This is a genomic window from Pseudomonas sp. CCOS 191 (genome assembly GCF_001007005.1).
Classification (GTDB): Bacteria; Pseudomonadota; Gammaproteobacteria; order Pseudomonadales; family Pseudomonadaceae; genus Aquipseudomonas; species Aquipseudomonas soli.
In genome coordinates, this window is sequence record NZ_LN847264.1 from 1,222,529 (window position 1) to 1,233,909 (window position 11,381).

Sequence of the window (11,381 nt, forward strand, 5' to 3'; positions counted from 1 at the left end):
GCTCCAGTGTGCTCAGTCTTGGCGCACGAAATAGTCATAACGCATGGAAACGGTGACCACGAAGGGTTCGGGCTGTTCGATCACTTGTGCGCGCTTCTCGGCGCTGGCTCGCCAGCCGTGCGGGGTCATGGCCAGCAGGTCGGCGCGGGCCTTGGCCTCGACCAGGCTCAGGCGGAACTCGAGGATCTCGCTGTGGGCGTGTGTCATGCCTGCAGGGACCAGGGCCAGGTGCTTGTCGTCGGCGTAGGGGCGCACTTCATCGTAGAGCACCTCGCGCAGCTCCATCAGATGGCCGCTGGTCGGGCCGACCCGCATCAGGCCACCGCCCGGGGCGAGCAGGCGCCTGGCCTCCTGCCAGTCGAGCGGGCTGAACACGCTGGCGATGAAGCCGCAGCTGGCATCGGCCATGGGCACGCGGGCCATGCTGGCCACCATCCAGGTCACCTCGGGCGCACGGCGGCAGGCACGCTTGACCGCCTCGCGGGAAATGTCCAGGGCGTAGCCGTCGGCCGCCGGCAGCGCCTGGGCAATCTGCGCGGTGTAGTAGCCTTCGCCGCAGCCGATGTCCAGCCAGGCCTGCGGCTGGCGCTCGGCCGCCAGTTGCGCCAGGCGGCGTGCCACCGGGGCGTAATGGCCGGCGTCGAGGAAATCGCGACGGGCTTCGACCATGGCCTGGTTGTCGCCCGGGTCGCGGCTGTTCTTGTGCTGCACCGGCAGCAGGTTCAGGTAGCCCTGGCGGGCGCGGTCGAAGCGGTGGCCGGCGGGGCAGGCCACGCCATTGTCGAGCTGCGCCAGGGGCGCCTGGCAGAGAGGGCAGGCGAGCATCAGGCGAGCAACCGCACCAGGGTCTGGTAGTAGATCTCGGTCAGCAGGTCGAGATCGCTGGCCAGGATACGCTCGTCCACCTGGTGGATGGTGGCGTTGACCGGGCCGAGCTCGACCACCTGGGTGCCCATGGTGGCGATGAAGCGGCCATCGGAGGTACCGCCACTGGTCGAGGGTCGGGTCTCGCGGCCAGTGACGGCCTTGATGCTCGACGACACCGCATCGAGCAATTCACCCGGCTCGGTGAGGAACGGCAGGCCCGACAACGCCCAATCGATGCTCCATTCCAGCTGGTGCTTGTCGAGGATCGTCGCGACGCGTTGCTGCAGGCCTTCGACCGTCGATTCGGTGGAGAAACGGAAGTTGAACAGCGCGGTCAGTTCGCCAGGGACAACGTTGGTGGCGCCAGTGCCGGAGTTGAGGTTGGAGATCTGGAAGCTGGTCGGCGGGAAGAATGCGTTACCTTCGTCCCAGTGCTCGGCGGCAAGTTCCGCCAGGGCTGGCGCGGCCAGGTGGATCGGGTTGCGCGCCAGGTGCGGGTAGGCCACGTGGCCCTGCTTGCCGCGCACGGTCAGCTTGGCGCCGAGCGAGCCGCGCCGGCCATTCTTGACCACGTCACCGAGCAGGGTGGTGCTGGACGGCTCGCCGACGATGCACCAGTCCAGGCGCTCGTTGCGCGCCTTCAAGCGCTCGACCACGGCTTTGGTGCCATGGTGGGCCGGGCCTTCCTCGTCGCTGGTGATCAGGAACGCTACCTTGCCGCGGTGGTTCGGGTAGTCGTGCACAAAGCGCTCGCAGGCCACCACCATCGACGCCAGGCTGCCTTTCATGTCGGCGGCGCCGCGGCCGCAGAGCATGCCGTCGGCATCGATCAGCGCTTCGAACGGCTCATGCTGCCACTGCTGCACCGGGCCGGTGGGCACCACGTCGGTGTGGCCGGCGAAGCACAGCACAGGACCATCCTGGGTGCCATGACTGGCCCAGAAGTTGTCGACGTCTTCGATGCGCATCGGCTCGAGCTGGAAGCCGACGGCGCCCAGGCGGTTCATCATCTGGGCCTGGCAGTCGGCATCGACCGGGGTGACCGACGGGCGGCGGATCAGGTCGCAGGCCAGTTGCAGGGTAGGCGAAAGCTCGGCTGGGGCCGTCATTGAAGGACTCCGGGGGCAAGGCAAGGCGGGAAATCTGAGGGGCGTTATCTTATATCAAACACAGGTTGTCGGCACGGCCCAATCGCCGGCAAGCCGGCTCCCACAGGTACCGCGCAGCCCTTGCGGCTGTGGGAGCCGGCTTGCCGGCGATTGGGGCGCAAAGCGCCCCCGGCGATCTCAAGCCTGCTGCGCCTCGGCAGCCTTCTGCGCAGGCTTGGGCAACGACGACAGCAGCGCCATCACCAACGCCGCCAGGTACGGCAATGACTGCACCAGCAGCATCGCCACCCAGAACTTCATGTCCGAACTCGGCAGCCCCTGCACCAGGTAGATCCCCAGCGCCGCGCCCCACAGCATCAGCATGATGAACAGCTCTTCGCGGGCCTCGGCAATCGCCACCAGCAGACCATGGCTGTCGGCATTCTTCGGCGTGCGGAAGAACGGCATGCTGCTGGTGAAGAAACCGTACAGCACCGCCTTGGCGATGGTATGCGACAGCGCCAGCCCCGCCAGGGCGGCGGCGAAGGCATCTTTCAGGTCGACACCCACCGCGCGGCGATAGAGGAACAGGATCTTGCCGACCTTGAAGAAGAACAGCGCCAGCGGCGGTATGGCGAACATCATCAGCGGCGGGTCGACCCGATGCGGCACGATGATCATCGCCGCCGACCACAACAGCGCGCCGACGGTGAAGAAGATGTTCATGCCATCGGCGATCCATGGCAGCCAGCCGGCCAGGAAGTGGTAGCGCTGGCCACGGGTCAGTTCGCTGTCCTTGCCGCGCAGCAGGGCGCCGGCGTGGTGCTTGATGATCTGGATGGCGCCGTAGGCCCAGCGGAAGCGCTGCTTCTTGAAGTCGATGAAGGTGTCGGGCATCAGGCCCTTGCCGTAGCTGTTGTGGGCGTAGGCCGCCGACAGGCCTTTCTCGAACACCCGCAGGCCCAGTTCGGCGTCTTCGCAGATGCACCACTCGGCCCAGCCGAGCTCCTCGAGCACGCTGCGCCTGGTCATGGTCATGGTGCCGTGCTGGATGATCGCGTCACGGTCGTTGCGGGTGACCATGCCGATATGGAAGAAGCCCTTGTACTCGCTGTAGCACAGCTTCTTGAAGGCGCTCTCGTGCTGGTCGCGGTAGTCCTGCGGCGACTGCACCACGGCGATCTTCGGGTCGGCGAAGTGCGGCACCATGTGTTTTAGCCAGTTGCGGTCGACGCAGTAGTCCGAGTCGATCACCGCGATCACCTCGGCGTCCTTGGCGGTGTGCGGGAGCAGGTAGTTCAGGGCGCCGCCCTTGAAGCCCGCCAGCGGCGCGACGTGGAAGAACTTGAAGCGCTCGCCGAGCCTCTCGCAGTGGGCCTTGAGCGGTTCCCACACGGCAGGGTCCTTGGTGTTGTTGTCGATCACCAGCACTTCGTAGTCCGGGTAGTCCAGCGCGGCGAGGGCGTCGAGGGTCTGCTTGACCATTTCCGGCGGCTCGTTGTAGCACGGCACATGCACCGAGACCTTGGGTCGATAGGCGCTGTCGCCCTGCACGGGCAGGAACTCGCGTCGGCGCTTGTGGATCCACACCGCCTCGGCCAGTTCGTGGGCCTCGGTCAGCAGCACGATGAATACCCCGAGGGCGCCCAGTGCCAGCAGCACGCCCACGGTCAGGCTGAACCAGGTGCTGTACTGCTGGCTGTAGTCGTAGGCGATCCATACCAGCACCGACCCGCACAGGAAGGTGATGAAGGTGAGGAAGGTGCGCCCGCGCTGGCGCAGGGCCGAGCCGTCGATCAGCAGGATGGCCAGGGCGATCATCGCCAGCACCACCGAGGCCACGGCCAGGGCGCGCCATTGCGGGATCGCCACGATCGGCCCCTCGAAGTTGAACTTCTGCTGGCGCTCGGCGTTGTACACGCCCCAGTAGGCGCCCACCGAGCCTTCGTCGCTGGCCTTCCATGGCTGGTCGTAGGCCTCGATGACGAAGTAGTTGTAGCCACGACGGTTGAGGGTGTTGACCAAGGTGCGCAGGTAGATGGCCTGGTCGGCCTGGGTGGCGTCGGCGCCACCGCGCATGCGGCCATTGCTCGGCCAGCCGACCTCCGAGAGCAGCAGCGGTTTGCGCGGGAACTGCTTGCGCAGCTCGCGGGCACGGTCGAGGACGAACTGCACCGAGTCCTTCATGGGCACGAACTCCCAATAGGGCAGGATGTGCGCGGCGATCAGGTCGACGTGTTTCGCCAGTTCCGGGTGTTCTTTCCAGATGTGCCACTGCTCGCTGGTGGTCACCGGCACCTTCACCGCGGCGCGCACCCGGTCCAGGTAGCCGATCAACTGTTCGGCGGTGACCTCCTCGCGGAACAACGCTTCGTTGCCGACCACCACCCGCACCACGCTGCGTGAGGTATTGGCCAGGCCGATGGCCTTTTCGATCTCGCGCTCGTTGCGCTCCTGGTCGTTGCTGATCCAGATACCCAAGGTCACGCGCAGGCCGAGCTCTTCGGCCAGGCGCGGTACCTCGGCCTGTGTGCCTTCGACGGTGTAGATACGCACGTTGTCGGTCAGTTTGTTCAGTTGTTCGAGGTCCTGGCGGATCTCGTCCTCGCTGGGGTACTGGCCTTTCTGCGGGCTCTGCCCCAGGCGGAAGGGCGAATAGGAGAAACCGGAAATCTGTTCCGGCCAGGCGGGGGCGGACACCGGGCGGTTGATCAAGGCCCAGAACCCGGTGAACAGCGCGGCAATGGCCAGGACCACTACCAGGTTGAGACCGAATTTACGTGATGACATAGGTGTTCGAGGTTCCGAAGAGGGGAGCGAGGGTCGCTGTCGCAGGCCGTGGGTCCTACAAGTGCCGGAGAAGGTAATCCGTTGGATTATCGGCAAGTGATGTAGTTCTGAGGCCGCTCGCTTGTCGTCCAGATATATTTGCTTGATAGGACATTAAAGCAGGCTAGGTAGGTTTTGTTCCAACCCCGGGCCGCTCTGCCACGCCCTTGCGGCGTGTTCACGCGCTGTGCTCCCCCCGGAGCGCATGCCTTGGCATATAATGCGCGCCGGTTTTTTCGAGGTACCCACATGAGCACAGAAGATCCACGCTTCGCCGGCGTCGCCCGGCTCTACGGCGACGACGGCTTGCAGCGCCTGCGTCAGGCCCATGTGGCCATCGTCGGCATCGGCGGGGTCGGCTCGTGGGCGGCCGAGGCCCTGGCGCGCAGCGGCGTGGGCGAGATCAGCCTGTTCGACCTCGACGATGTCTGCGTGAGCAACACCAACCGTCAGGCCCACGCCCTCGAAGGGCAGGTGGGCCGCCTCAAGGTGGAGGTAATGGCCGAGCGTCTGCGGGCGATCAACCCGGCCTGCACGGTGCACGCGGTGGCCGACTTCGTCACCCGCGAGACCATGGCCGAGTACATCACCGAGCAGATGGACTGCGTGATCGACTGCATCGACAGCGTGATGGCCAAGGCCGCGCTGATTGCCTGGTGCCGTCGGCGCAAGATCGCCATCGTCACCACTGGTGGCGCCGGCGGGCAGATCGATCCGACCCAGATCCAGGTCGGTGACCTCAACAAGACCTTCAACGACCCGCTGGCTTCACGGGTGCGCTCGACCTTGCGCCGCGACTACAACTTCTCGCGCAACACCAGCCGCAACTATGGCGTGCCGTGCGTGTTCTCCAGCGAACAGCTGCGCTACCCCAAGGGAGACGGCAGTGTGTGCCTGCAGAAGAGCTTTGTCGGTGAAGGCGTGCGCCTGGACTGCGCGGGTGGTTTCGGCGCGGTGATGATGGTGACCGCGACCTTCGGCATGGTGGCGGCGAGCAAGGCCGTTGAAAAGCTTGTGGCCGGGGCGCGCCGACCTTCGGAGCGGGTCAAGGCTGATTAGGCTATCGCGGGGCAGTGATTCAGACCTGGGTGGCGAGTTCGGCCATCCTCAGTAGCACCGCATGCAGCCCATTGCTGCGCGACGGTGACAACTGCCGCTCCAGCCCCAGTTGGGTAAACCAGGCGCTCAGGTCGAGCGCTGCCAACTGATCGCTGGCCAAGCCTTGTACCCGCACAAGAAGAAGTGCCAGCAACCCCCGCAGCATCCGCGCATCGCTGCCTGCCTTGAACCGCCACTGGCCGTCGTCCTGCACCGCCACCAGCCACACCAGGCTCTCGCAGCCATGCACCCGGTTGGCTTCGGTCTTGTCGCTGTCGCCCAGTGGCTCCAGGCGTTCACCCCACTGCATCAGCAACCGCGCCCGCTGCTCCCAGCCACGCGCCTGTTCGAAAGCTTCCAGCGCTTGGCTGGCCTCAGGCGAAAGGTTCATCGCAACAGCTCCAGGCCTTTGTCGAGCGCCTCGAAGAAGCGCTGGAGGTCGTCACTGTCGGAGTACAGTCCCAGCGATACGCGGATCGCGCCATCGAGCCCCAGGTGCCTGAGCAGTGGCATGGCGCAATGGTGCCCGGCGCGCACGGCGATGCCCTGTTCGGTCAGCAGGTGGGCGATATCGGCGTTGTGCACGCCATCGATGACGAAACTGGCCAGTGCTGCCTCGGGCGAACCGAGCAGACGAACTCCCTCGCGATCGGCCAGGCCACGTACCAGGTACTGATGCAGACTGGTTTCATGGGCAGCGACGGCATGGATGTCGAGGCTGGCCAGGTAGTCCAGGGTGGCGCCCAGGCCGATCACCCCGGCAATCGGCGGGGTGCCGGCTTCGAAACCCAGTGGCGCGGGGCGGAAACTGGCGCTCTGGTAGTCCGCCATCTGCACCATTTCTCCGCCGTACTGCCAGTGACGCAGCAAAGCCAGCGCATCCTGGCGGCCGTAAAGTACGCCCACTCCGTCCGGACCATAGAGTTTGTGGCTGGAGAACACATAGAAGTCGCACGCCAGTTGCTGCACGTCGTGCCGGCCATGGACCACGCCCTGGGCACCATCGACGACACTCAACGCGCCCTGGGCGCGGGCATGTGCCAGCAAAGGCGCCAGCGGTTGCCAGGTACCCAGCACGTTGGACAGTTGGCTGATCGCCAGCAGGCGAGTGCGCGGGCCGATCAGTTGCAGGGCCTGCTCCAGGTCGACATGCCCCTGGTCGGTGACCGGCAGGACCACCAGTCGCAGGTTGCGGCGGTGCGCCAGTTGTTGCCAGGGCAGCAGGTTGGCGTGGTGCTCCAGGCCGCTGACGGCGATTTCGTCGCCTGCCTCGAAGCGATGTTCCAGGCCATAAGCCAGCAGGTTCAAGGCCGAGGTAGCGCCGTGGGTGAATACGATCTGGCGCGCATCGGCTGCATTGAGCCAGGCGGCGACCTTGTCCCGTGTGCCCTCGAAGGCCTGTGTCGCCAAGGCGCCGGGCAGGTGCTGGGCGCGGTGCACGTTGGCTGCGCCATGGCCGTAGTAATGGCTCAGGGCATCGAGCAGGGCCTGGGGTTTCTGCGTGGTGGCGGCGCTGTCCAGGTAGGTCTGGTGCTGCCGTTGCAGGGCGGCGATGGCCGGGAAATCGGTACGCCAGGGGGAGGGCTGGAACATGTTCGCGGGGCCTGGAATGAAAAATCGGGTCTGCCCGTAGGAGCAGACCCGATCTTATCACCTCAAACCCAGGCAGAGCCTCAGTTGTGAGCGTGCAGTGCCTCGTTCAGCTCGATGGCCGACTTGTGGGTCTTGCACTCCACGGCGCCATTGAGCGAGTTGCGGCGGAACAGCAGGTCGGTCTGGCCGGCCAGATCGCGCGCCTTGACCACCTTGACCAGCTGGTTGTTCTCGTCCAGCAGGTTCACCTTGGTGCCGGCAGTGATGTACAGGCCGGCTTCGACGGTGTTGCGGTCGCCCAGCGGGATGCCGATACCGGCATTGGCGCCGATCAGGCAACCTTCGCCGACCTTGATGACGATGTTGCCACCGCCGGACAGTGTGCCCATGGTCGAGCAGCCGCCGCCCAGGTCGGAGCCTTTGCCGACGAACACGCCAGCGGAGACGCGGCCTTCGATCATGCCCGGGCCTTCGGTACCGGCGTTAAAGTTGACGAAGCCTTCGTGCATGATGGTGGTGCCTTCGCCAATGTAGGCGCCCAGGCGCACACGGGCGGTGTCGGCGATGCGCACGCCGGCTGGCACCACGTAGTCGGTCATCTTCGGGAACTTGTCCACCGAGAACACTTCCAGCAGTTCGCCTTTCAGGCGTGCTTCCAGTTGCCGTTCGGCAAGCTCCGCCAGGTCGACCGCGCCCTGGTTGGTCCAGGCGACGTTGGGCAGCAGCGGGAAGATGCCGGCCAGCGACACACCGTGCGGCTTGACCAGGCGGTGCGACAGCAGGTGCAGCTTGAGGTAGGCCTCGGGGGTGGAGGCCAGGGCGCCGTCTTCGGCCAGCAGGGTGGCGACCAGCGGCTTGTGGCTTTCGGCCAGGCGGGTCAGCAGGGCGGCCTGGGCGGCGTCGACGCCCTTGAGCGCGTCGGCCAGCTGGGCGGCCTGGGCGGTGCTGAAAGCGATGGCCTGGTTGCCACCTTCATAACCGAGAACCGGCGCGATGGCCGCGACCAGTTCGGCGGACGGATTGAGCACAGGCTGTGCGTAGAAGACTTCCAGCCAGGCGCCCTGGCGGTTCTGGGTGCCGACACCGAAGGCCAGGCTGAACAGCGATTGAGACATGCGATTACCTCATGCGAAAAGGGGATGGAGCGTAATGCGTGATCAGGCCAGCGCCGCCGCGTACAGGTCGGGCTTGAAGCCGACCAGCGTGCGCTCGCCGAGGTCGAGCACCGGGCGCTTGATCATCGACGGTTGGGCGACCATCAGTTCGACGGCCTTGGCCTGGTCGAGGTCGGCCTTGCTGGCGTCGTCGAGCTTGCGGAAGGTGGTCCCGGCGCGGTTCAGCACGACTTCCCAGCCATGCTCGTCGCACCAGCGGTTCAGGCTGTCGCGGTCGATGCCCTGGGTCTTGTAGTCGTGGAAGTCGTAGCCAATGGCCTTTTCTTCAAGCCAGGTACGGGCCTTTTTCATGGTGTCGCAGGCTTTGATGCCGTAGAGAGTGTAAGCCATTGAAATGCCTGGGGCTGCCGGGCCGGGCCTGGCGTCCCCGATACTCCTTGAAGATTGGGTGGCAGCGATTATGCGGTATCGATGGGGTTGGCGCCACGGCTGCGGGCCCGAAGGTATGGGGGATGTATGTCACATCATCTCAAGTAGCATTGTGTTACATATTCTGCGGTGGGTTGCGACTAATGTGCAGCGGTCCACAATAGAAGGTCCTCGCTAACATATTGTTTCAATGGCGATGTTTCGCCTTGCTGTCGTTTCTCCGATTACACAGGAAGCTTGCCGATGCAGTCAGCCTATACCGTTCTTATCCTGCTGATGCTGGTGAGCGTGTCGAAACTGGTAGGGCGCGTGTTGCCGCTGCCGCTGCCGCTGGTACAGATTGGCGCGGGCGCCTTGCTGGCATGGCCAACCCTGGGCTTGCATGTGGCGCTGGACCCGGAGCTGTTCCTGTTCCTGTTCTTGCCGCCGTTGCTGTTCGCCGATGGCTGGCGCATGCCCAAGCGCGAGCTGTGGCGCATACGCGGGCCGGTGGTGGCACTGGCGGTGGGGCTGGTGCTGTTCACCGTGGTCGGCGCCGGGTACTTCATCCACTGGCTGCTGCCGAGCATTCCCCTGCCGGTGGCCTTTGCCCTGGCGGCGGTGCTGTCGCCCACCGATGCGGTGGCGGTCTCGGCCATCACCCAGGACCGCCTGCCCACGCCCCTGATGCACATGCTGCAGGGCGAGGCATTGATGAACGACGCCTCGGGCCTGGTGACCTTCAAGTTCGCCCTGGCCGCCGCCATCACCGGCGTATTCTCGCTGACCGAGGCCAGCCTGACCTTCGTGCTCGTCGCCCTTGGTGGCCTGGCGGTGGGTGTGGCGCTGAGCTGGCTGGTGGGGCGCCTGCGCATGTGGATGATCACCCGCGGCTGGGACGATCCGGCCACCCACGTGGTGTTCATGCTGCTGCTGCCATTCGCCGCCTACGTGCTGGCCGAGCGCCTGGGCGTGTCGGGCATCCTCTCGGCGGTGGCCGCGGGCATGATGCAGAGCTGGCTCGACTTGCTGCCGCGCCAGACCAGCACCCGCCTGCTCAATCGCAGTGTCTGGTCGTTGCTGGAGTTCGCCTTCAATGGTCTGATCTTCCTGCTGCTGGGCCTGCAGTTGCCGGACATCATCAAGGCGGTGGTCACCGACGAGGCGACGGTATGGCCGACTCTGGCCTGGCGCTGCCTGGACGTGGTGGCGATCTTTGCCGCGCTGGTGCTGCTGCGCTTTGTCTGGGTGCAGAGCATCTGGCGGGCGATTGGCGTGGTACGGCGCTGGCGCGGCAAGCCGACGCTGGTACTGATGCCGACCGCGCGCTCCTGCTGGCTGCTGACCTTCGGTGGCGTGCGCGGGGCGGTAACCCTGGCGGGCGTGATGTCGGTGCCGCTGCTGATGGGAGCGGGCAAGGCCTTCCCCGAGCGCGACCTGCTGATCTTCATCGCCGCCGGGGTGATCCTGCTGTCACTGGTCAGCGCGGTGATTGCCTTGCCGATTCTGCTGCGTGGCGTTACCAAGAGTCCCGACGAGCGCTTGCACCAGGAGGTGCAGGAGGCCTGGCGGCGGACCGCGGAGGCTGCCATTCATGCCTTGGAGGCAGAAGAGGTGATCGACGCCAACGCGCCGCAGGACGCCGCTCAGGCTACCCTGGCCACCGAGCTCAAGGCACGGTTGATGGCGGAGTACCGGGACGAGTTGGACAGTTACAACGACACTGCCGAGGCGCGTGCATTGGCTGAGCAGATGGACTTGCTGGAACGCCGCTTGCGGTTGCGGGCGTTACGCGCGCAGCGTCTGGAACTTTATGAACTGCATCGTCAGCATCTGGTGGGGGATGAAGTTGTGCGGCAGGTGTTGGGGGAGTTGGATATGAGTGAGGCGAATTTGGGACAGGTTCGGTAGGTTAGGTCGAGCGCAGACAACTCAAAAATTCTTCAACTCATTAGCTCTGCTCTTGCTCTGTTTTTGATTTTGCTTCTAAGCGCGCGATAGTTCAGGCGACACAAATTGCGACTTCAGGAGGCCGAGCGGAGTTCTTGCGTAGTGGGGCGACGGCCATGGATGGCCGTCGAGCGCTGCGCCCCAGGATGGGGCGTACAGCGCGGTCCCCACGGGAGCAAGAACGGAGCGAGGGAACCCCGGAGCGAAGCGTAGGGGCCGGATGAATGGAGCGAGCATTTTTTGGTTCCTTTTTGATGCTTCAAAAAGGGACCCGCCGTAAGGGCGGAAAGGTGATTATGCGTCGCCATCGCCAATGAATGAGCGTATAACTTTCAAAACCCACGCTCTGAAAGTCAAAATCAAAGGCGGTCTGCGTCTGTTTTAAAAGTTGTAAGCGCATTCATTTGCTATATCGACGCGCAGTCACCTTTTC

Annotated in this window: 9 protein-coding genes; 2 read left to right on the forward strand and 7 right to left on the reverse strand. The window is 65.0% G+C overall.

What is annotated here, in order from left to right; translation table 11 throughout:
* Positions 1–12: 12 nt before the first annotated feature.
* From CCOS191_RS05590 to CCOS191_RS05600, 3 genes are all read right to left on the reverse strand, one after another.
* Positions 13–825, reverse strand: a complete 813-nt coding sequence (locus CCOS191_RS05590) for a putative RNA methyltransferase (protein WP_046854383.1) — start codon at positions 823–825, stop codon at positions 13–15.
* The gene (gene dapE, locus CCOS191_RS05595) at positions 825–1,976 is read right to left on the reverse strand and encodes a succinyl-diaminopimelate desuccinylase (RefSeq protein ID WP_046854384.1); all 1,152 of its coding nucleotides are present in this window, start codon (positions 1,974–1,976) and stop codon (positions 825–827) included. The genes CCOS191_RS05590 and dapE overlap by 1 nt, the downstream gene beginning before the upstream one ends.
* 177 nt (positions 1,977–2,153) lie before the next feature.
* Positions 2,154–4,745: a glycosyltransferase gene (locus CCOS191_RS05600; protein ID WP_046854385.1), complete on the reverse strand. Its 2,592-nt coding sequence runs from the start codon at positions 4,743–4,745 to the stop codon at positions 2,154–2,156.
* A 288-nt stretch (positions 4,746–5,033) separates the two neighbouring features.
* On the opposite strand from CCOS191_RS05600, the gene tcdA reads away from it, so the two are divergent.
* A complete protein-coding gene (tcdA, locus tag CCOS191_RS05605) occupies positions 5,034–5,843 on the forward strand; it encodes a tRNA cyclic N6-threonylcarbamoyladenosine(37) synthase TcdA (RefSeq protein WP_038706694.1) in 810 nt (269 codons plus the stop codon).
* A 19-nt stretch (positions 5,844–5,862) separates the two neighbouring features.
* Here the strand turns inward: tcdA and CCOS191_RS05610 are convergent, their stop codons facing one another.
* The 4 genes from CCOS191_RS05610 to CCOS191_RS05625 form a co-directional block, all read right to left on the reverse strand.
* Entirely contained in the window at positions 5,863–6,273 is a 411-nt protein-coding gene (locus CCOS191_RS05610; protein ID WP_046854386.1) for a SufE family protein, read from the reverse strand.
* On the reverse strand, positions 6,270–7,475 hold the full coding sequence (locus CCOS191_RS05615; RefSeq protein WP_046854387.1) for a cysteine desulfurase: 1,206 nt from the start codon (positions 7,473–7,475) through the stop codon (positions 6,270–6,272). Before CCOS191_RS05615 ends, CCOS191_RS05610 begins: the two co-directional genes overlap by 4 nt.
* An 80-nt stretch (positions 7,476–7,555) precedes the next feature.
* On the reverse strand, positions 7,556–8,590 hold the full coding sequence (dapD, locus tag CCOS191_RS05620; protein WP_046854388.1) for a 2,3,4,5-tetrahydropyridine-2,6-dicarboxylate N-succinyltransferase: 1,035 nt from the start codon (positions 8,588–8,590) through the stop codon (positions 7,556–7,558).
* 42 nt (positions 8,591–8,632) lie between these two features.
* A complete protein-coding gene (locus CCOS191_RS05625; RefSeq protein ID WP_046854389.1) occupies positions 8,633–8,980 on the reverse strand; it encodes an ArsC family reductase in 348 nt (115 codons plus the stop codon).
* A gap of 282 nt (positions 8,981–9,262) precedes the next feature.
* Between CCOS191_RS05625 and CCOS191_RS05630 the strand changes: the two genes are divergently transcribed.
* Positions 9,263–10,909 carry a Na+/H+ antiporter gene (locus CCOS191_RS05630; protein WP_046854390.1) on the forward strand — a complete coding sequence of 549 codons (1,647 nt, stop codon included), beginning with the start codon at positions 9,263–9,265 and terminating at the stop codon, positions 10,907–10,909.
* The last annotated feature ends 472 nt before the right edge of the window (positions 10,910–11,381 follow it).

What these genes read in the sequence shown, in the direction of transcription:
- CCOS191_RS05590 (WP_046854383.1), bottom strand. Translation starts at nt 825, where the DNA reads ATGCTCGCCTGCCCTCTCTGCCAGGCGCCCCTGGCGCAGCTCGACAAT.
- dapE (WP_046854384.1), bottom strand. Translation starts at nt 1,976, where the DNA reads ATGACGGCCCCAGCCGAGCTTTCGCCTACCCTGCAACTGGCCTGCGAC.
- CCOS191_RS05600 (WP_046854385.1), bottom strand. Translation starts at nt 4,745, where the DNA reads ATGTCATCACGTAAATTCGGTCTCAACCTGGTAGTGGTCCTGGCCATT.
- tcdA (WP_038706694.1), top strand. Translation starts at nt 5,034, where the DNA reads ATGAGCACAGAAGATCCACGCTTCGCCGGCGTCGCCCGGCTCTACGGC.
- CCOS191_RS05610 (WP_046854386.1), bottom strand. Translation starts at nt 6,273, where the DNA reads ATGAACCTTTCGCCTGAGGCCAGCCAAGCGCTGGAAGCTTTCGAACAG.
- CCOS191_RS05615 (WP_046854387.1), bottom strand. Translation starts at nt 7,475, where the DNA reads ATGTTCCAGCCCTCCCCCTGGCGTACCGATTTCCCGGCCATCGCCGCC.
- dapD (WP_046854388.1), bottom strand. Translation starts at nt 8,590, where the DNA reads ATGTCTCAATCGCTGTTCAGCCTGGCCTTCGGTGTCGGCACCCAGAAC.
- CCOS191_RS05625 (WP_046854389.1), bottom strand. Translation starts at nt 8,980, where the DNA reads ATGGCTTACACTCTCTACGGCATCAAAGCCTGCGACACCATGAAAAAG.
- CCOS191_RS05630 (WP_046854390.1), top strand. Translation starts at nt 9,263, where the DNA reads ATGCAGTCAGCCTATACCGTTCTTATCCTGCTGATGCTGGTGAGCGTG.